The sequence below is a fragment of the Streptomyces sp. NPDC045022 genome, assembly GCF_056432605.1.
Map to the genome: position 1 here is coordinate 53,727 of NZ_JBWKIR010000013.1, position 25,565 is coordinate 79,291.

Below are 25,565 nucleotides of genomic sequence, written 5' to 3' on the forward strand. Positions count from 1 at the left end.
TCCGCCCCGCGCCCACACCCGTTCCCGCGCTCGCAGCCGTCCCCGAAGTCCGCCCCGCGCCCACTCCCGCGCCCGCAGCCATCTCCGCGCCCGCAGCCGTCCCGGCGCCCGCAGCCGTCCCCGAGCCCGCAACCGTGCGCGCGCTCGCAGCCGTTGCCACGCCCGGAGTCCGCCCCGCGCCCACACCCGTTCCCGCGCTCGCAGCCGTCCCCGAAGTCCGCCCCGCGCCCACTCCCGCGCCCGCAGCCATCTCCGCGCCCGCAACCGTCCCGGCGCCCGCAACCGCCCCCGAGCCCGCAGCCGCCCCCGTGTCCTCCATCCGCTCCGTCGTCAGCATGATCAGGCCGCCTGCCGCCACCACTCCGCAGCCCAGGGCGAGCACGGTGCCGGCGCTGCCGTAGCGGAACGTCTCGCCGAACATGAGGATGCCGACCGCGGCGGCCAGCACCGGATTGACCACCGTCAGCGTGGCCAGCGGGGCGGCCAGGCCGCCGCCTCGGTAGGACGCCTGCGACAGCAGCACACCGGCCGTGGCGAACACGCCGATCACCGCGAGGGAGGACAGGTCGCCCAGGTCGATGTCCCGGGACCAGTCGACGGCGACGGTCTTGGTGAACACCGACGACATACCGAACGCGATGCCGGAGGCGGTGGCGAGGAGCACGCTGCGCACCGCCGGGTGCCGGTGTGCGGCCAGGCCCGCGAACATCAGCGCCACGACCGCCCCGCCGGTGACGAGCGCGACCGTCACCCGCTGGGCGCCGTCCAGGGAGTGCGCGTCGGAGGAGCCGACCAGGGACAGCAGAACGGCGAGGCCCACCGTGGCCATCAGGGCGCCCCGCCAGGCGGTCGCCCCGGCCTTGCGGCCGACGAACAGCGCCGCCATGGGCAGCGCGAAGACGATGGTCAGCGCGCCGAGCGGCTGTACGAGGCTGAGCGGACCGTAGGCCAGAGCCACGACGTGCAGCACGCCACCGAGGCCGTTGAGCGCCAGCGCCCCCCACCAGCTCGGCCGGCGCAGCGGCATGTACGCGCTGCCGGGGGAGGACACCGCGACCTGCTCCTGCATGATCGCGCCGCCCGCGTAGGCGAGGGCGGAGACGAACGACAGGAGCACGGACACCGCGAGGGCGCTCATCGGCGTCTCCTCTGCGTGAGGCGGGGGCCCGGGCCCTGCGGGCGGCGGCGGCCCGGAGCCCGGCGCGGCGGGCGGTCGGCTTCCATGGCCAACACTCTGCCCGCCGGCGGTCTTCCCGTCGTCGTACCTGAGCACGCAATGCGTCCTACTGCCGATGGAGTACACGAGCGCTGCGCTCATCCCTGGGACGGGTGACGTTTCACGCCAACCCCCTGTCCCGGCCTCCGGTTCCGGCCTGGTACTAGTACCTGTCGTGGACCTCGCCCCGGATCTCGCCGCGCTCCGCCCGCTCGGCGGCTTCTTCGTCCTGCGCATGTTTCCAGGCCGGGCCGGAGCGCCTGACGGGCCGGGGCCCGCAGGGCTGCCGACCCTCGCAGAGACTTACGTACGGGCCGCATCGGATGTTCACGGCGATGCGCTGACGTTGCGCGTCGACACGGTCGCGGCCCGGCTCGGAGCCCCGGAGCCGCGGGTTTCCGCCTCCATCGCGCAGCAGGGGCTGGCCGCCCGCCTGTGGTCGGTGGCTCTCGGCTGTGCCGTCCTGTACGGCCGGCTGCCGGACCTCGACGCACGACTGCTGCGCTGGAACCCCCTCGCGTCCGCCCCCGACGACCTGTGGCTCACCGAGCCGCGCCCACTGCCCGGCGACGCGGCCACCCTCGCCGACACCGTGCTGCACGGCCATCTGGAACCCCTAGGGGATGCCCTGAGGGCCCGTTACGGTGTCGCGGCGGGCCTGCTGTGGGGCAACGCCGGTTCGGCCCTCGCCGGCGCGGCCCGCGAACTGGACCGCTGGGCCCGCGCCCATGGCCGTACCGACGCGGCGGAACGGGCCCGCGCCCTCACCGGCGACCTCTTCGCCCACCCCCTGCTGCGCACCACCGGCATCCGCACCGGTACGGCCTTCCGCCGCCGCAGTTGCTGCCTGTACTACCGGGTGCCCGGCGGCGGGGTCTGCGGCGACTGCTGCTTCAACCGCCCGCCGCGCTCTTCCCCGCGCGCCGCATCTGGGCGACCATGAGGGGAACGTGCCGCCGAGACCAGGGGGTTGCCGGGTGCGAGTGGGACTGCTGACCCGGGAGTACCCCCCGGACGTGTACGGCGGCGCCGGGGTCCATGTGGAGTTCCTGGCACGGGAGTTGACCTCCCTGGTGGACCTGGAGGTGCACTGCTGGGGCGAGGGCCGCGGCGTCGGCGTGGTACGCCACCGCCCCTGGGCCGTCCTCGACGGCTCCAACGACGCGCTGCGCACCTTCTCGGTGGACCTCTCCATCGCCGCCGCCCTCGAAGGCCGCGAACTCGTCCACTCCCACACCTGGTACGCGGGCCTCGCCGGCCACTTCGCCAAGCTGCTGTACGGCATCCCGCACGTGGTGACCGCCCATTCGCTGGAGCCGCTGCGTCCCTGGAAGGCCGAGCAACTCGGCGGCGGGTACGCGTTGTCCGGCTGGGCCGAGCGCACCGCGATCGAGGCCGCCGACGCGGTGATCGCCGTCTCCGGGGCCATGCGCGAGGACATCCTCGCCTGCTACCCGGCGCTCGACCCGGCCCGCGTCCACGTCGTCCACAACGGCATCGACACGCACCTGTACCGGCCCGACCACGGCACCGACGCCCTCACCCGGCACGGCATCGACCCCGCACGCCCGTACGTCCTGTTCGTCGGCCGGATCACCCGGCAGAAGGGCGTGCCCCATCTGCTGCGTGCCGTACGGGAGATCGACGCGGGCGCGCAGGTGGTCCTGTGCGCGGGCGCGCCGGACACCCCCGAGATCGACCGCGAGTTCCGCGAGCTGTACGAGGAGCTGAGCCGGGTCCGCGAGGGCGTGTTCTGGATCCCGCAGATGCTGCCGCGCCCCGAGGTGATCCAACTCCTCACGCGCGCCGCCGTGTTCGCCTGTCCGTCGGTGTACGAACCGCTCGGCATCGTCAACCTGGAGGCGATGGCCTGCGGCACCCCGGTCGTCGCATCGCGGGCGGGCGGCATCCCCGAGGTCGTGGACGACGGCCGCACCGGTCTCCTGGTCGACGTGGGCGACGACTTCGAGGCGGGCCTCGCCCGGGCGCTGGACACCGTCCTCGGCGACCCGCAGGCGGCCCGGCGGATGGGCGAGGCCGGACGGGAGCGCGCGGTCGGCGAGTTCGGCTGGGACGCGGTGGCCCGGCGCACGGCGGGGCTGTACGAGGAGATCCTCAAGCAGGCTTAGTCCGGTCGGCTCGGGGCATCCATGGATCATCCAGGGTGAGGGGAGCGGCCATGCGTCGTGGAGGGCCATCGGTTCTCGGGATCGTACTGGCGGGCGGGGAGGGCAAGCGCCTGATGCCGCTGACCGCGGACCGGGCGAAACCCGCGGTCACCTTCGGCGGCACGTACCGCCTCGTCGACTTCGTCCTCTCCAACCTCGTCAACGCCGACGTCCTGCGCATCTGCGTGCTGACCCAGTACAAGTCGCACTCGCTGGACCGGCACATCACCACCACCTGGCGGATGTCCAGCCTGCTCGGCAACTACGTCACGCCGGTCCCGGCCCAGCAGCGCCTCGGCCCGCGCTGGTACCTGGGCAGCGCCGACGCGATCCTGCAGTCCCTGAACCTGGTCCACGACGAACAGCCCGAGTACGTGGCCGTGTTCGGCGCCGACCACGTCTACCGCATGGACCCGCGGCAGATGCTCCGGCAGCACATCGAGGGCGGCGCGGGCGTGACGGTGGCCGGCATCCGGGTGCCCCGTTCGGAGTCCGCCTCCTTCGGCGTGATCACACCGGGCTCCGACGGCACCACCGTCGAGCGCTTCCTGGAGAAGCCGGCCGACCCGCCCGGACTGGCCCACGACCCCGAGTGCGTGTTCGCCTCGATGGGCAACTACATCTTCACGACCAAGGCCCTCATCGAGGCGCTGCAACGGGACGCCGAGGACGGGCAGTCCGTGCACGACATGGGCGGCTCGATCCTGCCCCAGCTCACCGCGCGCGGCGAGGCGCAGCTGTACGACTTCAGCGACAACCACGTGCCCGGCGAGACCACCCGCGACCAGGGCTACTGGCGGGACGTCGGCACCCTGGACGCCTACTACGAGGCGCACATGGACCTGATCGCCGAGCGGCCCGCCTTCAACCTCTACAACCGCCACTGGCCCATCTACACCCACTCGGGTCAGCTCTCGCCGGCCCGGTTCAACGCGGGCGGCATCACGAGCGAGTCCATCATCAGCGCGGGCTGCCTGATCCGCGGCCAGGTCACCCGGTCCGTGCTGTCCCCGGGCGTACGCGTCGACCCCGGTGCGGTCGTGCAGGGTTCGGTGCTGCACGACAACGTCCGCATCGGCCGGGGCGCGGTCGTCCGCGGTGCCGTCCTGGACAAGAACGTCGAGGTGCCGCCCGGCGCGACGATCGGCGTCAACCCCGAGCGCGACGCGGAGCTGTACACCGTCTCCCAGGCCGGGGTCATCGCCCTGGGGAAGGGGCAGCGGGTGTCGTAGGGGGGCGCCGGCCCACCGCTTCCACAGCGGGCTCGGGTCGCCCGCAGCCGTGAGGGAGTCACGCCGGCGCTCTGACCGCCCGTCACCGTTCGGCGCCGTTCAGCACCGTTCGGCCCCGTCGCCTCCGCGACGCGTTTCGCTTAATCCTCACTGGATGCCCGGGTTCGGGCCGTTCGCCCCTCAGGATGCAGGCAACGATGTCGAACCTGCGGAGGTCATCCGACATGAGAGGGACCCGGCGCACGCGGCTGTGCCTGGCCGGGGTGATGGCAGCGTCCACGCTGATCGCCACCCCCGCCGCACGGGCCGCAGAGCGGACCGACGGCCACCTCACCGACCTGGTCAACCCCTTCATCGGGAGCCAGGACGAGGGCAACACCTTCCCCGGCGCGGCCGTGCCCTTCGGCATGGTGCAGCTCTCCCCGGACACCGGGCACAACACCGGCTACGACTACACGCAGGACCGCATTCGCGGCTTCTCCCTGGTCCACCTCTCGGGTGTCGGCTGCCGTATCGGCGGCGACCTGCCCGTGCTGCCCACCACCGGTGACGTCACACAGACGGACTACGGCAAGTACGCGGCGGGGTTCTCGCACGAGGACGAGGAGGCGAGCCCCGGCTACTACCGCGTCGGCCTCGCCTCCGGGATCCGCGCCGAGCTGACCGCGACCGGGCGCACCGGCGTGCAGCGCTACACCTTCCCGGCCACCGACAAGGCCAACGTGCTGCTGAACGCGGCCCAGTCGCTGCACAAGGCGGGCGGCAGCGCCGTGGAGATCCTCGACGACCGCACCGTGCGCACCGAGATCACCGGCCACGGCTTCTGCCGGGACACCGGCCCCTACACCGTCTACACGATCACCCGGTTCAGCCGGCCCTTCACCGCGTACGGCACCTGGGACGGGCCGTCCGTCACCCCGGGCGCCCGGAGCGGACACGGCGGTGCCTACGTCCGCTTCGACACCACCGAGGACCGCACCGTGGAGGCGACCACCGCGATGTCGTACGTGGACGCGCGCGGCGCCGCCGGCAATCTGCGCGCCGAGGGCGGCCGGCCCTTCGACGCCGTACGCCACCGGGCGCGCGAGGAGTGGGAGCACCGGCTCGCCGGCGTCCGTGTCCAGGGCGGCACGCGCACGCTCCGCCGCACCTTCTACTCCTCGCTGTACCGGTCGTTCCTCGCGCCCAACATCGGCAGCGACGCCGACGGCCGCTACACCGGCTGGGACCGCCGCACCCACCGCGCCGACGGGTTCACGTACTACCAGAACTGGTCGCTGTGGGACACCTACCGCACCCAGGCCCAGCTGCTCGCCCTGCTCGCGCCGCGGGAGTCGCGGGACATGGCCCGGTCGGTGGTCGCGATCGACGAGGACGGCGGCTGGCTGCCCAAGTGGGGCTACGGCCCGGTCGAGACGAACGTCATGAGCGGCGACCCGGTCACCCCGTTCCTCACGACCGCGTACCACATGGGCCTGCTCAAGGGGTTCGAGGAGCCCGCCTACCGCGCGCTGAGGAAGAACGCCGACGGCGTGCCGCCCGCCGAGTACCCGGGCATCGGCCGGGAGGCCAACTCCGAATACCTCGCAGGCGGTTTCGCGCCCTACGTCAAGGACCGGCCGCTCACCAAGATGGGCGACTCCGACTACCATCACGGCGCCTCCGTCACCCTGGAGTACGCGCTCGCCGACGCCATGCTCGCCCAGATGGCCCGCGGTCTCGGCCACGAGGACGACGCCGCCCGCTATGCCACCCGGTCGCGCAACTACCGGAACATCTTCGACCCCGCCACCGGCTTCTTCCGCGCCCGCGACGCCTCGGGCGCCTTCACCGGCTCGCCCGACCCGGCCCGCGGAACCGGCTTCCACGAGGGCACCGCCTGGCAGTACCAGTGGCTCGTCCCACAGGACCTGCCCGGCATGGTCGCTCTGATCGGCGGCAAGCGCGCGGCGAACGACCGGCTGGACTCCTTCTTCGCCTACGACCGGCTGCTCGCCGACCCCGAGAAGACCGCCCGCGAGGTGTGGGTGCACGGGGACGCGTACGCCTACTACAACGCCGACAGATACAACCCGATGAACGAACCCGACCTCATCGCGCCCTACACCTACCTCTCCACCGGCCAGCCCTGGAAGACCACGGACGTGGTGCACGCGGCGCTGACCCTGTTCACCGACGCGCCCACCGGCATGACCGGCAACGACGACCTCGGCACGATGTCCGCCTGGAACGTCCTGTCGTCCATCGGCCTCTTCCCGGTCCAGCCCGGCTACGACACCTGGGGCCTGTCCACCCCGGTCTTCGACCGTGTCCACCTCAGCCTCGACCGCCGGTACTGGCCGAGCGGCGGGCTGACGATCACCGCTCCCGGCACCTCCGCCGCCGACCGCTACATCCAGGCCGTCCACGCCGATGGACGGCCGCACGGGCGGACCTATCTGACGACCGGTGGCCTGCGCTCCCTGCGCGCGCTCGCGTTCACGGTCGGCCCGCGCCCGTCTGAGTGGGGTACGTCACCCCAGGCCGGGCAGCCGGTACTGAGGTGACCTCGCGTGTCACCTGGTCCCGCCCCTTTCGGAGGGGCGGGACTTAATCCGTTGTTAACTGAGCGTAGCCTGATAGTACTTGACCGTAATCGGCTGGCGGAGATTGACTGCAGATCTCACCTGTCGTCGACGCGCGAGGCAAGCCCGTGACTTCCGACCTGCTCGCTCCCCTCGACCTGGCCTTCTGGAACATGGAGTCCGACCGGTATCCGATGCACCTCGGAGCGCTCGGCGTCTTCGGCGCGCACTCGCCCACGGCCGGGGCCCACGCCGCCGACCTGCTCGCCGCCCGCGCCGCCGCCGTACCGGGCCTGCGCATGCGCATCCGCGACGTCTGGCAGCCCCTGGCCTTCGGCGGCGCGGCCCGCGAGACCGACCCGGACTTCGACCCGCTCAACCACGTACGGCTGCACGCCCCGACCGCCGACTTCCACGCGGTCGCCGGCCGGCTGATGGAACGCCCGCTGGAGCGCGGCCGGCCGCCGTGGGAGGCGCATGTACTGCCCGGCGAGGACGGGGTGTCCTTCGCGGTGCTGTTCAAGTTCCACCACGCCCTCGCCGACGGACTGCGCGCGCTGAAGCTCGCCGCCGGCGTCCTGGACCCGGTGGACCTGCCCGAGCGCGCGCCCCGCGCCATCGAGCCGCCACGCGGTCTGCTGCCGGACGTGCGCAAGCTGCCCGGCCTCGTCCCGGAGCTGGTCAAGGGCGCGCTGTCCGACGTGGGCCGGGCCCTGGACATCGGCGCCTCGCTCGCCCGGTCCACGCTCGGCATGCGCCCGTCCTCCGCGCTGACCTCCGCGCCCAGCGGGACCCGCTGCACCGCAGGTGTCGTCCTCGACATCGACGATGTGCACCGGGTGCGCAAGAGCGTCGGCGGCACCGTCAACGACGTGCTCATCGCCGTCGTCGCCGGTGCCCTGCGCCGCTGGCTGGACGAACGCGATGACGGCAGCGTGGACGTGGCGCCCCGCGCACTCATCCCCGTCTCCCGGCGCCGCCCGCGCACCGCCCACCCACAGGGCAACCGGCTCTCCGGGTACCTGATACCGCTTCCGGTCCACGACCCCGACCCGCTCGGCCGGCTCGCCGCCGTGCGCACCGCGATGGTCCGCAACAAGGACGCGGGCCCCAACCGGGGTGCCGGCGCCGTCGCGCTGCTCGCCGATCACGTTCCGGCGCTCGGTCACCGGCTCGGCGGGCCGCTGCTGGGGCAGGCCGCGCGGCTGTGGTTCGACATCCTGGTCACCAGCGTGCCGCTGCCCGGCTTCGGCCTCCGGCTCGGCGGCCACGAGCTGACGGAGGTCTACCCGCTGGCCCCGCTGGCGCCCGGTCAGTCGCTGGCGGTCGCGATCTCGACGTACCGCGGCCGCGTCCATTACGGGCTGGTCGCCGACGCGCGGGCGGTGCCGGACCTGGATGTGTTCGCCCGGGCGGTGTCGGACGAGGTGGAGACGCTGCTCTCCGTCTGCGAGGCCTGAGCGCCCGGCCTCCGGCCTTGGACGGGGTTCCCACCCGCACCACCCGTGCGGCTTTCGTCGTCGGGTGCGGGTGGCCCCCGCGGGGCGCACGCGCCGTCGGCGGCCGCGCGATCGTCGGGGGGTGAGCACGCCCCCCCCGAGCGGTGCGGCGTCGGGGCCTGCCTCGGTGCGGGGCCGGGGCTCTCACCGCGAGGCCGGGCGGCTTTCGCTGCGGGACCGGTCAGCTCTTTCCCGCGAGCCCGGGTGGGACGGCCCCGAGGACGGGCGGGAGCCCACCGGGCAGGCGGCCCGGGCCGGGGCCGGGGGGAGGGTCGTGGGGCCGGGAGGTTCTTTCCAGGAGGTCGGGCGGGAGGCCTGGAGGGCACGTGGGGGTCCCGTCCTGCGGGGAGGGCTCGGGCCGGGCAGGGGGGGGGCCGTGAGGCCGGGGGCTCTTTCTAGGGGTAGGGCGGGACGGCGCCGAGGTCGGGCGGGAGGGGTCCGCTGGGCAGGGCGGCCCGGGCCGGGCCGGGCGGAGGGTCGTGGGGCCGGGAGGTTCTTTCCAGGAGGTCGGGCGGGACGGCCCCGAGGGCAGGTGGGGGTCCCGTCCTGCGGGGAGGGGCCGGGCCGGGTAGGAGGGGCGTGGGCCGGGTGGCTCTTTCTGTGAGACCGGCGGGACGGTCTCGAGGCCGGACGGGAGGGCACGGGGCGGGGGGAAGGTCGGGAGGACGGGCGGCTTATTTCGTGTGGTCGGGCAGGATCGCCCCGACGACGGGCGGGCAGGGAGGGCACGGGGCCAGGCATGAGGGCCCGGGGCTCAGGCAGGAGGGCCGCGGGGCCGGGCCGACGGGTCGGGAGGCCGGGCTGTTCGGTGGGGTGGGCGGGCGGGTTTGGCCGTATGCCCCGTCGCTCCGTAAAATCCCCCGTTCGAAGGCGGGCGCGAGTCGGAGCGCTGCGCGGGTGATCAGGGAAGCGGCAGCGCGATGACGGTGACAGAGGACGGGTCTGCGTCCATGGAGGCCCCCATGGACGTCCCCACGGACGCCTCGATGGACGAGGTGGTCTACGGGCCCGGTATCGATCCGGAGCGGCTGGCCGTCTGCCTCAGCGTGCTCGAGGAACTCGACCGGCTCGACGTCGACCACCCCGACGCGATCAAGGTGCGCCGGGCCACCTCGCACATCTACCGGACGGTCAAGCAGCGCCGTCGCCAGGAGCGCCGGGCCGCCAAGACCGCGCACGACCGCGCCGTCACGGAGGCCACGGCCACCGGCTCCGCCGAGCGCATCGACGACGAGACCGAGGGCATCCTGCCCTCCTCGAAGGTCGACGAGGGCAGGATCGCGGGCATACTCCAGCGCCCCCGTTCCTGCTACACCTGCAAGACCCGGTACGTGGAAGTCGACTACTTCTACCACCAGCTCTGTCCGGACTGTGCCCGCCTCAACCGGGAGAAGCGCGACGCCCGCGCCGACCTCACCGGCAAGCGCGCCCTGCTCACCGGCGGCCGCGCCAAGATCGGCATGTACATCGCGCTGCGGCTGCTGCGCGACGGCGCGCACACGACCGTCACCACGCGGTTCCCCAAGGACGCCATCCGCCGCTTCAAGGCGATGGACGACTCGGCGGACTGGATGCACCGTCTGGAGATCGTCGGCATCGACCTGCGCGACCCGGCCCAGGCCGTCGCGCTGGCCGATCAGGTCGCCGAGGCGGGTCCGCTGGACATCCTGATCAACAACGCCACGCAGACCGTGCGCCGCCTGCCCTCCGCCTACGCCGCCCTGGTCGAGGGCGAGAGCGCCCCGCTGCCCGCCGGGGAGCTGCCCGCCCACCACGTGATCGGCGCCTTCAACTCCGGCGCGGTCGACGGACTGGCCGCGCTGCCCGTCGGTATCAGCGGCCTCGACGCACAGAAGGTCGCCGACCTCGCCCTGGTCGCGGGCAACGCCAGTGTCGCCCGGCACCTCGACGGCACGGCCATCGACGCGGGCGGCCTGGTCCCCGACGTCGTCGACACCAACACCTGGGTGCAGACCATCGAGCAGATCTCCCCGGTGGAGCTGCTCGAGACCCAACTGTGCAACTACACATCGCCGTTCATCCTGATCAGCAAGCTGCGGTCGGTCATGGCGGAGGCCGCCCGGAAGGCGCGGAGCGGACGCGCGTACGTGGTGAACGTCTCGGCCATGGAGGGCGTCTTCGCCCGCGGCTACAAGGGTGCGGGCCACCCGAACACCAACGCCGCCAAGGCCGCGATGAACATGGTGACGCGGACCAGCGCCCAGGAGATGTTCGAGGCCGACGGCATCCTCATGACCTCGGTCGACACCGGGTGGATCACCGACGAGCGCCCCCACTACGACAAGCTGCGCATGGCCGAGGCCGGCTTCCACGCGCCCCTCGACCTGGTCGACGGCGCCGCCCGCGTCTACGACCCGATCGTGTGCGGCGAGGCGGGCGAGGACCTGTACGGCGTCTTCCTGAAGGACTACGCACCCGGCAGGTGGTGAGCCGCCGGGCGGCCGAAGGCCGGTGACGTGCCGACCGGCTCGTAGTGTGGCCGGCGGCGGGGCGGCGGGGCGGCGGGGCGGCGGGGCGGCGGCGCGGCGGCGCGGCCGGGCGGGAGAGCGGGGGTGCCGGGTTACTGGCCGTCAATCCACCGCGCCGAGCCGCGAGTTGCGGGCCGCCACCAGTTCCAGCACCGTGCGCCAGTCCTCCAGCACGCCCGCGTCGAAGCCGCCCGTCCGGCTCTCCTCGTGCGCCTGACGCAGGCGCAGCGTATCGTCGTCGGTGGGGCCCGCGTTCCCGAGCACCAGCCGGAACACCCGCTCCCCGAGCAGGGGGCGCACCGCCTCGGCCGCACTCCGGGCCCGCGCCGTCTCGTCGCCCGGGCACAGCACCGGGCCGATGCCGTGGACCAACCCGGCCACCTGGAGTTCCTTGTCGGCGGGCCGGTTGCGACGCAGCAGCGCGGCGGTCCGCAGCGCGCGCTGGTACCGGCCGGCGTACAGCAGGTCCATCAGCTCCTCGACGCTGCGCAGCTCCATGCGTCGGTCCTTCCGCGAGACAGCCGTTGCCCGCACGCCAGCAGACCATGGCGAGCTTGCGGCCCGGCCAACGGCACTTGAATTGCGCCGAGTCCCGCCCCCGGGAAGCCCCGGCCCGTGATCGAAGAAACGTTCGCATGCGTAGGCCGAGTGGGTGATTCACTCTGTCGCGCGAGTGATGCGCGTTGTTACAGATAGCCCCATATTGGGGGGCATTGGGGGGTCAAGTGACATGCATGCGTTACAGCTTGTTTGCACTCCCTATCGAGCGGACGTCCGCTCATTTGGTTAATCTGGACTGGACGGACAGCAGTACGGGGTCCCACCCACACCCACCGTCCGTCCTGGGGTGAGCCGGTCGACAACGGCCTGCTCCGAGACGAGATACCGGCGCCACCGCGCCCGAACTGGCCTTCCATCCAGACCCGAGCGGGCGACGAGTGCCGGAGCGCAGACTGTCCGGTATGCCCCGAGGGTGACCCGACACATAAGGAGTGCGCGGTGACACCGGAGAAGACGAATCGCGAACAGCGCCCCAAGGAACGCACGGAGCGCGCGGGCCGCCGGGCCGGAGAGCTCGGCAGCCTCGAGGTGTGGGCCCGGTCCGCCCCGATCCGCCTCGCGGGGTACGAAGACGACCTCGCCGAACCCCACATCCTGCCCAGCGTCGACTGACGCCGGGGCCGGACCCGTCGCGATCGCCGATGGCATGGGCGTGGCAGACTCACGCCCATGCCGATCAGAGAAGCCGCGGCCGACGACTGGCCGCGGATCTGGCCTTTCTGGCACCGCATCGTCGCCGCCGCCGAGACCTACGCCTGGGACCCGGAGACCACCGAGGAAGCGGCCCGCGCGCTCTGGATGGACCCCGCCAAGCGCGTCTACGTCGCCGAGGACCCCGCCGGAACCGTGGTCGGCTCTGCCTACCTCACCCCCAACTACGGCGGACCGGCCGCCCGCGTGGCCAACGCGGGCTTCATGGTCGACCCGGACCACACCGGCCGCGGCGTCGGCCGGGCCCTCGCCGAGCACGTCCTGGCCGAGGCCAGGGCCCGCGGATACCGCGCGATGGTCTTCAACGCCGTGGTCGAGACGAACCCCGCCGTCGGCCTCTGGACGTCCCTCGGCTTCACGATCCTGGGCACGGTTCCGGAGGCGTACGAGCACCCACGGCACGGGAGGGTGGGGCTGCACATCATGTACCGGGCGCTGGACTAGGGTCTCGTTCTGATCATGCCGGGCTCGCGCATGATCCGAACGAAAGTCCCTGGACCCCGCTGCCGTCCGGCCCGCCACCGGTGCGGTCCGCCACCGGTGCCGTCCGCTGCCATGGGCGCAGGCGCTCCAGTTCCTCCGCCAGGTCCAGCAGGGTGGCCTCCGTACCCGGGCGGCCCACGAGCTGTACGGCGCAGGGGGCGCCCGAGGGCAGGGTGCCGAAGGGGACGGACATCGCGGGCCAGCCGGTCAGGTTCCACGGCGGGGTGAACGGCGAGTAGGCGGTGTTGGCGAGGATGTTGCGCAGCCAGCCGCGCTCGTGCCACGGACCGGCCTGGGGAGAGCGGCGGGCCAGCGCCGGGGTGAGCAGGACGTCGTGGTCGGTGAAGAAGGGCGTCAGCCGGTCGCGCAGGCGTTCGCGGCCGTCGCCGGCGCGGACCGAGCGGACGAAGCGCCGGCCCACCGCCGCGTGCACCCGGGTCCGCCGGGCCAGCCGCGCCGGGTCCAGGCCCTCGGCGTCCACCGCGGTCCCGGCCGTCCAGTGCCGCAACGACGTCACGCCCAGGGAGAGGGGGTACGGCGGCTCGGCCCGCCGTACGCGGTGCCCGGCCCGGGCCAGCAGCCCGGCCGCCTGCCGTACCGCGGTCGTATACGGCCTGCTCACGCCGACCCCGGCCAGCGGGCTGCGCACGGCGACGGCGATCTTCCTGCGTGACGGCTCCTGAGCCCGGGCGAGACCGGTGCCCGCGAGGACGCCGAACATCAGCCGCAGGTCCTCGGCCGTCGTGGCCAGCGGACCGTTCTCCGACATGCCGAACCAGTCGCCGTTGCCGATCTGCGCGGGTACCACCCCGTGTCCCGGCTTCAGCGTCACCAGCCCGCAGTTCGCGGCCGGGATGCGCAGCGAGCCCATGCCGTCGTTGCCGAGCGCGATCGGCACGAGCCCCGCGGCGACCGCCGCCGCGCTGCCGCCCGAGGAACCGCCCGCCGACCGCGAGAGGTCCCAGGGATTGCGGCTGATGCCGTACACGCCGTCGGTGGTACCGAAGACACACAGCTCGGGCACGTTCGTCAGGCCCACGACCACCGCACCGGCCGCCCGCAGCCGGGCCACCGTGACATGGTCCTCGGCGGCCGGTGTGTCCGGACCGGCGGCGGTGCCGTTGCGGTGGGACTCGCCTCGCACCGCCAGGTTGTCCTTCACGGCCACCGGCACGCCCGCGAGCGGCAGTTCGGCCAGCTCGGCACGGGAGGCGACCTCGTCGGCCTCGGCGAGCGCGGCCTGCGCGCGGACCTTCCGGAACGCCTCGATCCGTCCGTCGAGCCGCTCGATCCGCGCCAGGTGCTCGGCCACCACCTCCCGTGGCGTCACCCGCTTCTCGCGTACGGCGGCGGCGATCTCGGCGGCGCTCCGCCTGGCCCAGTTCCCCACGGGCACTCCTCGGTCAGTCGTCGGCCACTGGCTGGTACGCAACACGGCGCAGGGAGAACTGTGCCTGGTCGGGGTGGTTCCGTCGAGAGGCCGATGGCCGACGCCCGACGGGTCATCCGGTCAATTCCCCGCACACTCCTCCTTGCGGCCGCGGGTGGCACGTCACCGGCACGCCCCCGTCCTCAGAGGTCCGGCGAATCGGATGCGGGGGAACCGGTACGCTCCTCACGCCTGTCGGACGGAACGGCCCCCGTGCTGCCACGCCCCGTCAGCCGTGGCACCGGTACCCCCACCGCACGTGCCGTGTTGCCGTCCAGCAGTGCCAGCAGCTCCCGTGCCGCCGTGCGGCCGAACTCCGCGCTGTCGCGGGACAGGGCGGACAGGCGGGGCGTGACCATCCGGCAGAGAGCCGAGTCCTCCCAGGAGACCACCGACACGTCCTGCGGGACGCGGAAGCCGAGTTCGCCGGCGGCGGCGACACCGGCGACGGCCATCACGTCGTTGTCGTAGATGAGCGCCGTCGGGGCAGGAAGGTCGCCGAGGACCCGGCGGGTGACCGCCGCGCCCTCCGTGTCGGAGTAGTCGGTGGTCACCGAACGGACCTCGGTGAGGCCGCGCCGCTCCGCCTCCGCGCGCAGGGTGGCCGTACGGCGCTGGGTGTGGGCCAGCTCGGGCAGGCCGGCGATGTGGACGATCCGGCGGTGGCCCAGGGCCGTCAGCTCGTCCACGACGGAGGCCATCGCACCGGCGTCGTCCGCCCACACCGTGGACAGGCCGGGGTGGCGTACGTCGGGCGCGCCGCCGATCACCACCGCGGGCAGGCCGAGTTCGTCCAGCAGGCCGGGACGGGGGTCCTGCGTGCGCGGGTCGGCCACCAGGACGCCGTCGACCCGGTGCTCCGCCCACCAGCGCCGGTACACCGCGCACTCGTCGGCCACGTCCTCCGCCACCTGGAACAGCAGGCCCAGGTGGCGTTCGGCGAGCACCTCCTGGATGCCGGAGACGAGCTGCAGGAAGAACGAGTCGACGCCCAGGGTGTGCGCGGGGCGGGCGAGGACGAAACCGACCGTCGCCGCCCCCTCGCCGGACAGGGCGCGGGCCGCCGTGCTGGGGCGCCAGCCGAGCTGCTCGGCGACCCGGCGTACCCGGGCGCGGGTGGTCTCCGAGACACCGGGGCGGCCGTTGAGCGCGAACGACACGGCGCTCTCGGACACCCCGGCCCGCCGGGCGATGTCCTTCATCGTGGGCCGGCGTGCGGGGGACCGCTTGGTCGACACGTATCCGCCCCCTTTCTGACAGTGCTCGCTAATGCGCTTGAGTGTCAAGACCCTAAAGCGCATTAGTGGATGACGGCAAGCTCGCGCTGAACACGTGCTGACCTGCACTGATCAAATGCCTCTGGCTTTAGCTCGGTCGAATGCATTGACTTTCCCCGAAGGGGCCGGGCAAGGTCACTGCCGCCACCAACAGCCCGACGCCGCAAGGGAGCCGTGTCCCCGTGCCCATACCTCGCAGAGCCCTCGCCGCTGCCGTCGCCCTCGTTCTGCCGCTGAGCGCCTGCGGCTCCGGCGGTGACGACGCCGGTTCGACCGACGCCTCCGGCAAGGTCGAGGGCGACATCACCTTCCAGACCTGGAACCTGCGCGCCAACTTCAAGCCGTACTTCGAGGGCCTGATCGCCGACTTCGAGCGCAAGTACCCCGGTACGCACGTGAAGTGGGTCGACCAGCCCGCCGAGGGCTACCCCGACAAGCTCAGTGCGGACGCCGCCGGCGGCACCCTGCCCGACGTCGTCAACGTCTCCCCGGACCTGGCCGCCCCGCTCGCCAAGGCCGGACTGGCCCTCGACCTCGACAAGTCCGCCGCCACGTACAAGTCGGAGTACCTGCCAGGAGCCTGGGCCAGCCACCAGGTGCCGGGACTGAGCGGCACGTACGCCTTCCCCTGGTACCTGAACACCGGTCCGCTCTTCTACAACAAGGCCCTGTTCGAGAGGGCCGGGCTCGACCCCGACCAGCCGCCGAAGACGTACGGCGAACTCTTCGCCGACGCCCTGCGGATGGCGAAGAAGAGCGACGGCAAGGTCGCCACCCTCGCCAACGTGCCCACCATCGAGGACTTTGGGCGCTACGGCGTCCCGCTGATGAACGAACAGGGCACCGCGTTCGCCTTCAACGACGCCAAGGGAGTCGAACTCCTCGGCAAGTACAAGGAGCTGTACGACGCCAAGGCGCTCGACCCGCAGGCACTGACCGCGACCCCCGAGTCCTCCGGCAAGAAGTTCCTCACCGGTGCCGTCGCCATGAACCCGGGCAGCGCCCTCGACCTCGGCAACTTCAAGAAGAACGCGCCGGGCCTGTACAGGAACATCGGCATCACCGACCAGATCACCAGCACCGGACACGTCAACATGTACGTGATGGGCGTGATGGTCAACTCCCGCACCAAGCACACGCCGGCCGCCGTCGCCTTCGCGCACTTCCTCACCGACGCCCGGAACCAGATGTCCTTCGCGAAGAAGGTCGCCATCTTCCCGAGCACCGCCGGATCCCTGGACGATCCGTACTTCACCAAGGAGGACGGCACCGACGAGACACGCGTGCGCATCGCCGCCGCCAAGTCCCTGAAGAACGCGGTCAACTACACCCCCGTGCTGTTCAGCGACCAGATGAAGACCGCGCTGCGCAACGAGGCCGCCAAGGCACTGCAGGGCAAGGAGAGCCCCAAGGAAGCCCTCGACAACGCTGTCAACGCCGCCGACCGTCTCCTCCGGCAGGGCTGACCGGCCATGGCCACGCCCACCGCTTCCACCCGGGTGCGCCGCCAACTGCCCACCAGTCCGTGGCTGTTCGCCGCTCCCGGGCTGCTCGTCACCGGCGCCTTCGTGCTCTACCCGTTCGTCTCCACCGTGGTGAACTCCTTCACCGACCGCCGCACCCTGCTCCCGGGCCACTTCGTGGGCCTCGCCAACTTCCGCGAGCTGCTCCACGACGACATGTTCTGGACCGGGCTGCGCAACAGCTCGCTGTACATCGTCGGCGTCGTACCGGCCCTCGTCGTCCTGCCGTTGCTGCTCGCCCTGCTGGTGCAGAAGAACATCCCCGGCATCGCCTTCTTCCGCTCCGCCTTCTACACCCCGGTCGTCGCCTCGATCGTCGTGGTCGGGCTGATCTGGGTGTGGCTGCTGGACGAACGCGGCCTGGTCAACTCGATGCTGGAGGCGGTGGGGATCGGCCGGGTCGGGTTCCTCAGCGACCAGTGGCTGCTCCTGCTGAGCGCGATGGCCGTCACGGTGTGGAAGGGCCTCGGCTACTACATGATCATCTACCTCGCCGCGCTGGCGAACGTGCCGCGCGAACTGCACGAGGCCGCCGCCGTGGACGGCGCCGGACCGGTGCGCCGCTTCTTCTCGGTCACCGTCCCCGCCGTCCGCTCCACGATGGTGCTGGTCGCCGCGCTCTCCTCGGTCGCCGCCTTCAAGGTGTTCTCCGAGGTGTACCTGATGGCGGGCCCGAGCGGCGGTCCGGCCGGCGAGGACACCACCCTCGTGATGCTCGTCCAGCGCACCGGCACCGGCCTCACCGGCCGGGTCGGCTACGCCTCCGCCCTCTCCGTCGTCGTGTTCGCCGTCACCGTCGCGCTGATGCTGCTCGTGCTGCGCGCCGACCGGAGGGAGGAGACATGAGCGTCCTGGAGAAGGTACGGCCCGAGCGAACCGTGCCCACCGGCGCCGCCGGCGAGCCCCGCCTCACCGACCAGCACGGCCACCGCATCCGGGCCGGCGAGCTGGTCTGGCGGTACCTGCTGCTGCTCGCCGTCCTCGCCCTGACCGTCGGCCCGTTCCTCTGGCAGCTGTCCACGTCCCTGAAGAGCCCCACCGAGGACATCTACAGCTCCCCGCCGACGTTCCTGCCCGGCCACCCCACCCTGCACAACTACGCACGGGTCGCCGACACCATCCCGGTCTGGGACTACGCCCTGAACTCCCTCAAGGTCGCCGTCGCCAACGTCGTGACGAACTGCGTCGGTTCGGCGCTCGCCGGGTACGCCCTGGCCCGGCTGCGCTACCGCGGCCGGCGGGTGGCCACCCTCGTCTTCGTCCTGGCGATGCTCGTGCCCGTCGAGGGCATCGTCATCGCCCAGTTCACCACCATGCGCGAACTCGGCCTGAACAACACCCTCGTCGGGGTCGTCCTGCCCGGCGCGATCGGCGCGATGAACGTGCTGCTGATGCGCAACGCCTTCCGCAACCTGCCCTACGAGATCGAGGAAGCGGCCTACGTCGACGGCGCCGACGTCTGGCAGCGGTTCCTGCGCATCGCTCTGCCCTCGGTGAAGGGCACCCTCGCCGTCGTCGCGATCTTCGCCTTCATGGGCGCCTGGGACGACTTCCTGTGGCCGCTGATCGTGCTCAGCGACCCGTCCAAGTTCACCCTGACCATCGGCCTGAACTATCTGCACGGCACCTTCGCCAACGACGAGCGTCTCGTCGCAGCCGGCACCGTGATCGCCGTGGCACCGCTCATCGCCCTCTTCGCCTGCCTGCAGCGGTACTTCTTCCGCGGGGTCGGCGAAGGCGCCGTCAAGGGCTGAACCCCACCCCCGTCCGCAAGGAGCAAGGACACCCATGCCCCCTGCCGTGCGCTTCGGCGTCAACTACACCCCCAGCGAGGGGTGGTTCCACCACTGGCTCGACTTCGACCTCGACTCCGTACGCGCCGACCTCGACGCGATCGCCGCGCTCGGCCTCGACCACATCCGTGTCTTCCCGCTCTGGCCGTACTTCCAGCCCAACCGGGCCCTGATCCGCCCACGCGCCGTCGACCAGCTCGTGGCCCTCGCGGACGCGGCCGCCGAACGCGGCCTGGACGTCAACGTCGACGGCCTGCAAGGACACGTGAGCAGCTTCGACTTCCTGCCCGCGTGGACCCGCACCTGGCACCGCCGAAACCTTTTCACCGACCCGGACGTGATCGACGGCCAGGCCGCCTACCTGCGCACCCTCGCCGCCGCCCTCGCCGGCCGGCCCAACTTCATCGGCATGACCGTCGGCAACGAGGTCAACCAGTTCGCCACCGGACCCCACCCCGACCCCGACCGGATCACGGCCGAGGAGGCCGGACGGTGGCTCGCCCGGATGCTCGCCGCCTGCGCCGAGGGCGCCCCGGACCGGCTCCATCTGCACGCCTCCTACGACGCCGCCTGGTACCAGGACGACCAGCCCTTCACCCCCGGCCACTCCGCCCGGCTCGGCGACCTCACCGCGGTGCACTCCTGGGTCTTCAACGGCACCGCTCAGCGCCACGGCCGCACCTCCGTACCGGCCGGGCACCACGCCGCGTACCTGGTGGAGCTGAGCAAGGCCTGGGCCGACGCACCGCACCGGCCGGTGTGGCTCCAGGAGGTCGGCGCCCCCGCGCCCCTCGTGCCCGCCGAGCACGCCGCCGCCTTCGCCGAGGCGACCGTCACGAACGTCCTCGACTGCCCGGACCTCTGGGGCATCACCTGGTGGTGCTCCCACGACGTCTCGCACGAGCTCGCCGACTTCCCCGAACTCGAGTACTCACTCGGTCTGTTGACCAACGACCGGCAGCCGAAGGACATCGCCCGGGTGCTCGCCGCGGCGGCCCGGGAACCGCACCGGGTCCCCGCCGTGCGCGGTACGGCCCTCGTCGTGCCCGCCGAGCCGGGCCACCGCTCGCGATGCGCCCCGGGCGGCCCGGTCTTCGACGCCTTCTTCCGGCTCGTCGCCGACGGGGCCCGTCCCACCACCGTGCTGGACACCCGTGCCGACGACAGGGAACACCTCGTCGCGCGCGGCATCACCGAAGTCGTCACTCCCGACCAGGTACTCCCCACCCCATACGGAGGCACCCGCTCGTGAACCCCACCAGACGCACTGTCCTGATCTCCGCGACCGCGGCCGCCCTCACCCCTGCCCTGCCTGTCGCCGCGGCCCCGCGCGCCACGGCCGCGACCCCGCCGTACGCCTCCTACTGGTACCCGGACTCGCTCCCCGCCGGCAGCCCCGGCACCGGAATCACCTGGCGCAGCCTGAAGACCTGGCGCGCGGCCGACGACCCCGACCTCGCCTTCAACGCCGCGTCCGTGCCGCTCGCCGCCCGCTTCACCCCGGCCCCCGCCAACGCCACCGCCCGCTCCGGCCAGGCCCGGATCCAGGCCCTGGTCTCCTTCGGCCCCACCGCCGGCAACCCCTCCCAGGGCTCGGCCACCGCCGACTACTACGCCCTCACCCACTGGGCGTACCTCGACGAACTGGTCTTCTGGGGCGGCTCGGCCGGTGAGGGACTGATCCTGGCGCCGAACGCGCCGATCGTGGACGCCGCCCACCGGCACGGCGTCCCCGTCCTCGGCACCGTCTTCCTGCCGCCCACCGCCTACGGCGGACAGCTCCAGTGGACCCGCGACCTCGTGCGGAAGGATCCCACCGGGCACTACCCGCTCGCCGCGCAACTCGTCGCGGTGGCGGCGGCCCACGGCTTCGACGGCTGGTTCGTCAACGCCGAGACGGGCGGCGGAAACACCGCGCTCGGCACGGCCATGATCGGGTTCGTCAAGGAGCTGAAGGCCCTCGCGGCGGCCAGGGGACAGCGGGTGACCTGGTACGACGCGATGACCGTGAACGGCACGGTCAGCTGGCAGGGCGCCCTGGACAGCCAGAACCAGGCGTTCTTCCAGGCCGCCGACGCCATGTTCGTCGACTTCCGGTGGAGCGCGGGCACGCTGGCCGCCTCGGGGACCAAGGCGGACCGGCTTGGGCGCAGCCGGTACCAGTTGTGGGCAGGCGTCGACGTCGAATCGAACGGGCCGGACACGTCCGTGAACTGGGACGCGATCGTGCCGGCCGGGAAGCCGCACCTCACCTCGATCGGCTTCTACCGGCCGGAGTGGACCCGTAACCACCTGCCCGCCGACCAGCGCGCCCCGCAGGACTTCCACGCGGCCGACGACCGGTTCTGGAGCGGGCGGTCGCTCGACCCCTCCCGGCCCGACGGCGCCGACCCGTGGCGGGCGCCGGCGGTGTCGGTGGCGGACCGCTCGACGGTGACCTCGGTGCCGTTCGCCAGCGTCTTCAACACCGGGCACGGGCTGCGGTGGTACGAGGAGGGAGCCGTCGTCTCCGACACGCCCTGGAACCACCTCGGGCTCCAGGACCGGCTGCCGTCCCGGCGGTGGGTGGTGCGGACGGCGGGGGAGCGGCCGACGGTCACCTTCGACTTCGCCGACGCCTGGCGGGGCGGCAGCAGCGTGCTGGTGGCCGGTGAACCGGATCAACCGCTGGTCGTGGATCTGTACGCGACCCGGCTGCCGATCGGTGTGAACACGGTTGTCGAGCTGACGTACCGGAGCGAGGCTGGGAGTGTGAACGTCGAGCTGGCGGTGGCGACGGCCGAACCGAACGGCGCCGGGACGGCCCCGCCGTACACGTATCTGGCTGTGAATCCGGTCAACAGCGGCGCCCCGGAGAAGTCCGTCAACGGCTGGCAGACCGCGACCCTCCCGCTCACCGGGCTGTCCGGTTCCGTCCATGCCCTCGGCGTCCGGCTCAGCGCCACCGAGGGCCCGGTGCGCTGGCGGCTGGGCGGGCTCGCCGTCCGGAACGCGGTCACCACACCCGCCGCACCCTCCGGCGTCCGTGTCACCGCGGCGAACGGCGGCGACCTGCGCCTCGCCTGGAACGCCGCCCCCGGCGCCGTCCGCCACCACACCCTCCACCGCCTCCTCCCCGACGGCAGCCGCCGCTTCCTCGGCGCCACCGGCCAGCGCGCCTTCTTCCTTTCCGGCCTGCGGCCCGAGCAAGGCGAGACGGCCGCACGGTTCGAACTGCGCGCCGTGGGGGAGCTCTACAACGCCTCGAACCCCGTGACCCTCACCCACCCCTGGTAAGCAACCGGAACCCCGCAGGGAGCACCCCGCATGCATGACGACCGCACTCTGGTGGAAGCCCGCCTCCGGCGTGTCCTCGACGAACGCATCCGCCCCGCCGTGTACCCCGAGTCGGTGCCGCTGCGGGTGGCGGTATGGCACGCGCCCGGCGAGCCGGTGCCGGTCGCGCAGGGGCTCGCCGCCGAGCCCGAGCCGATCGAGGTCGGCGCCCGGTGGGGTGCTCCGTGGGGCACGAGCTGGTTCCGGGTGACGGGGACGGTGCCCGGGGCGTGGGCCGGGAAGACCGTTGAGGCCCTGCTCGACCTGGGCTTCGACGAGAACATGCCCGGCTTCCAGTGCGAGGGTCTGGTCTACCGGCCCGACGGCACCCCGGTGAAGGGCCTGAACCCGCGCAACCAGTGGGTCCGCGTCGGCGCGCCCGTGGCGGGCGGCGAGGAGGTGTGCCTGCACATCGAGGCCGCCTCCAACCCGGTCATCCTGGACTACCACCCCTTCCTGCCGACGAAGCTGGGTGACAAGGAGACCGCCGGGAGCGAGCCGCAGTACACGCTGACCCGGATGGACCTCGCCGTCTTCGACGAGACGGTGTGGCAGCTGGTGCTGGACCTGGAGGTGCTGGGTGAGCTGATGGCCGAGCTGCCCGTGGACTCCGCTCGCCGCTACGACATCCTGCGCGCGGTCGAGCGCGCCCTGGACGCCGTGGACCTGCAGGACGTGAACGGCACGGCCGGCCGGGCCCGTCGGCAACTGGCGGGTGTGCTGTCGGCGCCCGCCGTGCCCTCCGCGCACCGGATCAGCGCCGTCGGGCACGCGCACATCGACTCGGCGTGGCTGTGGCCGTTGCGGGAGACGGTGCGCAAGGTGGCCCGTACGACGTCCAACATGACCGCGCTGCTCGAGGACGAGCCGGAGTTCGTGTTCGCCATGTCCCAGGCGCAGCAGTGGGCGTGGGTGAAGGAGCACCGGCCGGAGGTGTGGGCGCGGGTGAAGAAGGCGGTGGCGGAGGGGCGGTTCGTGCCGGCCGGCGGGATGTGGGTGGAGTCGGACACCAACATGCCCGGCTCGGAGGCGATGGCACGTCAGTTCGTGCACGGCAAACGGTTCTTCCTCGAGGAGTTCGGCGTCGAGAACGAGGAGGCGTGGCTGCCCGACACCTTCGGTTTCGCCGCCGGGCTGCCGCAGATCATCAAGGCGGCCGGGTCCAAGTGGCTGCTGACGCAGAAGATCTCCTGGTCGCAGACGAACAAGTTCCCCCACCACACCTTCCGGTGGGAGGGCATCGACGGCACCCGGATCTTCACGCACTTCCCGCCCGTCGACACCTACAACTGCTCCATGAAGGGCGGCGAGATCGCCCACGCGGCCCGCAACTTCAAGGACAAGGGCAGGGCCAGTCACTCCCTAGCGCCCACGGGCTGGGGCGACGGAGGCGGCGGCGCGACCCGCGAGATGGTCGCCAAGGCGGCCCGGCTGCGCGACCTCGAAGGCTCGGCCACCGTCGTCTGGGAGACACCGCGCGCCTTCTTCGAGAAGGCCGCGGCCGAGTACCCCGAGCCGCCCGTCTGGGTCGGCGAGCTGTACCTCGAACTGCACCGCGCCACCCTCACCAGCCAGGCGAGGACCAAACAGGGCAACCGGCGCAGCGAACACCTGCTGCGGGAGGCCGAGCTGTGGGCGGCCACCGCTGCCGTACGCACCGGGTTCCCCTACCCCTACGAGGAACTGGACCGCATCTGGAAGACGGTCCTGCTGCACCAGTTCCACGACATCCTGCCGGGCTCGTCCATCGCCTGGGTGCACCGGGAGGCCCGCGCGACCTACGAGCGGATCGCCGACGCGCTGACCGCCGTCATCGAGGGCGCCCAGCGCGCGCTGGCCGGGGAGGGCACGACCGCGCTGGTCTTCAACGCGGCCCCGCATCCGCGCTCCGGCGTTCCGGCGGGCGGTGCGGCCACCGCGGCGGTGGAGGGCGGGACGACGCACACGCCCGCCGCGGACGGCGGTCACGTCCTGGACAACGGCCTGCTGCGGATCACCGTGGACGTCCGGGGCCTGGTCGTCTCCGTCTACGACCCCGCCGCCGACCGCGAGACGATCGCCCCCGGCAGGGCCGCGGGCCTTCTCCAACTCCATCCGGACTTCCCGAACATGTGGGACGCCTGGGATGTCGACTCGTTCTACCGCAACACCGTCACCGACCTCACGGACGCCGAGTCGGTCACGGCCGGCGAGGACGGCGCGTCGGTGCGGATCGTCCGCTCCTTCGGCGACTCCCGGGTCGTTCAGGTGCTGTCACTGCCGCCGGGAGAACGGCGGCTGCTCATCGACACCGAGGTGGACTGGCACGAGACGGAGAAGTTCCTGAAGTTGGCCTTCCCCCTGGACCTGCACGCCGAACGGTACGCCTCGGAGACGCAGTTCGGGCACGCCTTCCGTCCCACACACACCAACACGTCCTGGGAGGCGGCCAAGTTCGAGGCCTGCAACCACCGCTTCGTCCACCTGGAGGAGCCCGGCTGGGGTGTCGCGGTCGTCAATGATTCGACCTACGGCCATGACGTGACCCGGACCGTGCGGTCCGACGGCGACCGCGGTACGACGACGACCGTTCGCGTGTCCCTGCTGCGTGCCCCGCGCTTCCCCGACCCCGAGACCGACCAGGGCGTCCACCGCTTCCGGCACGCCCTGATCCCGGGCGCCGGGATCGGGGACGCGGTCCGCGAGGGCTGGCGGATCAACCTGCCCGAACGCCGGACGACCGGTGCCCGGGAAGTGACCCCGCTGGTCACCGTGGACACCGAGGCGGTCGTGATCACGGCGGTGAAGCTCGCCGACGACGGCAGCGGTGACGTGGTGGTCCGCTTCCACGAGGCCCACGGAGGCCGGGCCCGGGCCACCCTGAGCGCCGGCTTCGACGTCGCGGACGTCACCGTGACGGACCTGCTGGAACGTCCGGGCGGCGACGGGGAGCCGCCGGTGCGCGACGGCGACCGGATCACCGTACGGCTGCGGCCGTTCGAGCTGATGACCCTGCGGGTCCGCAGGGGCTGAGCACACCGTCGCGGCGCCGGAAGAGGCTCATCAAGCCCCGCCCGGCGCCGGTTCGGCGCGGCGGTCCAGCACAGTCCCACCCCCCTGGCGGAACTTCACGCTCGCCGACCTGGAACCCGAGGCCCGCGCCGCCGACCGCCGTTGCCGAGGCCGGCCTCGTCTACGACCTGGTGGTCCTGCCCCACCGGCTCCCCGCCTGCGTCGAGGCGGCCGCCGCCCTGCCCTCGCTCGTCCTCGTCCTGGACCACCTGGGCAAGCCGCCCGTCGCGGAACGCGCTGCCGTGTACGAGGGC

18 protein-coding genes and 1 pseudogene are annotated in these 25,565 nt (G+C 72.5%); 15 read left to right on the forward strand and 4 right to left on the reverse strand.

Annotated elements, in window-relative coordinates; all coding sequences use genetic code 11:
• The coding region (locus AC07C1_RS23440; protein ID WP_478941822.1) for a DMT family transporter at nucleotides 1-1,138 on the reverse strand (1,138 nt) is incomplete at its 3' end.
• Nucleotides 1,139-1,391: 253 nt separating this feature from the next.
• On the opposite strand from AC07C1_RS23440, the gene AC07C1_RS23445 reads away from it, so the two are divergent.
• The 6 genes from AC07C1_RS23445 to AC07C1_RS23470 all read left to right on the forward strand — a co-directional run bounded on the left by AC07C1_RS23445 (nucleotide 1,392) and on the right by AC07C1_RS23470 (nucleotide 11,129).
• A complete protein-coding gene (locus AC07C1_RS23445) occupies nucleotides 1,392-2,159 on the forward strand; it encodes a (2Fe-2S)-binding protein (RefSeq protein WP_478941823.1) in 768 nt (255 codons plus the stop codon).
• 34 nt (nucleotides 2,160-2,193) lie between these two features.
• Entirely contained in the window at nucleotides 2,194-3,345 is a 1,152-nt protein-coding gene (gene glgA, locus AC07C1_RS23450) for a glycogen synthase (RefSeq protein ID WP_478941825.1), read from the forward strand.
• A gap of 50 nt (nucleotides 3,346-3,395) precedes the next feature.
• Nucleotides 3,396-4,616 carry a glucose-1-phosphate adenylyltransferase gene (gene glgC / locus AC07C1_RS23455; protein ID WP_478941827.1) on the forward strand — a complete coding sequence of 407 codons (1,221 nt, stop codon included), beginning with the start codon at nucleotides 3,396-3,398 and terminating at the stop codon, nucleotides 4,614-4,616.
• Between the two features lie 224 nt (nucleotides 4,617-4,840).
• Entirely contained in the window at nucleotides 4,841-7,162 is a 2,322-nt protein-coding gene (locus AC07C1_RS23460; RefSeq protein WP_478941828.1) for a GH92 family glycosyl hydrolase, read from the forward strand.
• Nucleotides 7,163-7,308: 146 nt separating this feature from the next.
• A complete protein-coding gene (locus tag AC07C1_RS23465) occupies nucleotides 7,309-8,640 on the forward strand; it encodes a wax ester/triacylglycerol synthase family O-acyltransferase (protein ID WP_478941830.1) in 1,332 nt (443 codons plus the stop codon).
• 959 nt (nucleotides 8,641-9,599) lie between these two features.
• On the forward strand, nucleotides 9,600-11,129 hold the full coding sequence (locus AC07C1_RS23470; RefSeq protein ID WP_478941832.1) for an SDR family NAD(P)-dependent oxidoreductase: 1,530 nt from the start codon (nucleotides 9,600-9,602) through the stop codon (nucleotides 11,127-11,129).
• Between the two features lie 141 nt (nucleotides 11,130-11,270).
• Here AC07C1_RS23470 and AC07C1_RS23475 read toward each other — a convergent pair whose 3' ends face one another.
• Nucleotides 11,271-11,666 (reverse strand): hypothetical protein, encoded by a 396-nt coding sequence (locus tag AC07C1_RS23475; RefSeq protein ID WP_478941834.1) that lies wholly within the window; start codon nucleotides 11,664-11,666, stop codon nucleotides 11,271-11,273.
• A 501-nt stretch (nucleotides 11,667-12,167) separates the two neighbouring features.
• On the opposite strand from AC07C1_RS23475, the gene AC07C1_RS23480 reads away from it, so the two are divergent.
• Together AC07C1_RS23480 and AC07C1_RS23485 are read left to right on the forward strand one after the other, a co-directional pair.
• Nucleotides 12,168-12,341 (forward strand): hypothetical protein, encoded by a 174-nt coding sequence (locus AC07C1_RS23480; RefSeq protein WP_478941836.1) that lies wholly within the window; start codon nucleotides 12,168-12,170, stop codon nucleotides 12,339-12,341.
• Nucleotides 12,342-12,398: 57 nt separating this feature from the next.
• The gene (locus AC07C1_RS23485) at nucleotides 12,399-12,884 is read left to right on the forward strand and encodes an N-acetyltransferase family protein (protein WP_478941838.1); all 486 of its coding nucleotides are present in this window, start codon (nucleotides 12,399-12,401) and stop codon (nucleotides 12,882-12,884) included.
• A gap of 13 nt (nucleotides 12,885-12,897) precedes the next feature.
• On the opposite strand, the gene AC07C1_RS23490 is transcribed toward AC07C1_RS23485, so the two are convergent.
• Nucleotides 12,898-14,313 carry an amidase gene (locus AC07C1_RS23490; protein ID WP_478941840.1) on the reverse strand — a complete coding sequence of 472 codons (1,416 nt, stop codon included), beginning with the start codon at nucleotides 14,311-14,313 and terminating at the stop codon, nucleotides 12,898-12,900.
• A 182-nt stretch (nucleotides 14,314-14,495) separates the two neighbouring features.
• Nucleotides 14,496-15,554 (reverse strand): LacI family DNA-binding transcriptional regulator, encoded by a 1,059-nt coding sequence (locus AC07C1_RS23495; RefSeq protein ID WP_478942087.1) that lies wholly within the window; start codon nucleotides 15,552-15,554, stop codon nucleotides 14,496-14,498.
• Nucleotides 15,555-15,811: 257 nt separating this feature from the next.
• Between AC07C1_RS23495 and AC07C1_RS23500 the strand changes: the two genes are divergently transcribed.
• The 7 genes and pseudogenes from AC07C1_RS23500 to AC07C1_RS23530 all read left to right on the forward strand — a co-directional run.
• A complete protein-coding gene (locus AC07C1_RS23500) occupies nucleotides 15,812-17,095 on the forward strand; it encodes an ABC transporter substrate-binding protein (protein WP_478941842.1) in 1,284 nt (427 codons plus the stop codon).
• A gap of 6 nt (nucleotides 17,096-17,101) precedes the next feature.
• Nucleotides 17,102-17,998: a carbohydrate ABC transporter permease gene (locus AC07C1_RS23505; RefSeq protein WP_478941844.1), complete on the forward strand. Its 897-nt coding sequence runs from the start codon at nucleotides 17,102-17,104 to the stop codon at nucleotides 17,996-17,998.
• Nucleotides 17,995-18,906: a carbohydrate ABC transporter permease gene (locus tag AC07C1_RS23510; RefSeq protein ID WP_478941846.1), complete on the forward strand. Its 912-nt coding sequence runs from the start codon at nucleotides 17,995-17,997 to the stop codon at nucleotides 18,904-18,906. Before AC07C1_RS23505 ends, AC07C1_RS23510 begins: the two co-directional genes overlap by 4 nt.
• 34 nt (nucleotides 18,907-18,940) lie before the next feature.
• Nucleotides 18,941-20,197, forward strand: coding sequence for a glycoside hydrolase 5 family protein (locus tag AC07C1_RS23515; protein ID WP_478941848.1), 1,257 nt, complete (start codon nucleotides 18,941-18,943; stop codon nucleotides 20,195-20,197).
• Nucleotides 20,194-22,221: an endo-beta-N-acetylglucosaminidase gene (locus tag AC07C1_RS23520; RefSeq protein WP_478941850.1), complete on the forward strand. Its 2,028-nt coding sequence runs from the start codon at nucleotides 20,194-20,196 to the stop codon at nucleotides 22,219-22,221. Before AC07C1_RS23515 ends, AC07C1_RS23520 begins: the two co-directional genes overlap by 4 nt.
• Nucleotides 22,222-22,251: 30 nt before the next feature.
• On the forward strand, nucleotides 22,252-25,272 hold the full coding sequence (locus AC07C1_RS23525) for an alpha-mannosidase (protein ID WP_478941852.1): 3,021 nt from the start codon (nucleotides 22,252-22,254) through the stop codon (nucleotides 25,270-25,272).
• Nucleotides 25,273-25,376: 104 nt separating this feature from the next.
• A pseudogene (locus tag AC07C1_RS23530) lies at nucleotides 25,377-25,550 on the forward strand (amidohydrolase family protein); the annotation flags it as partial.
• Between the last annotated feature and the right edge of the window lie 15 nt (nucleotides 25,551-25,565).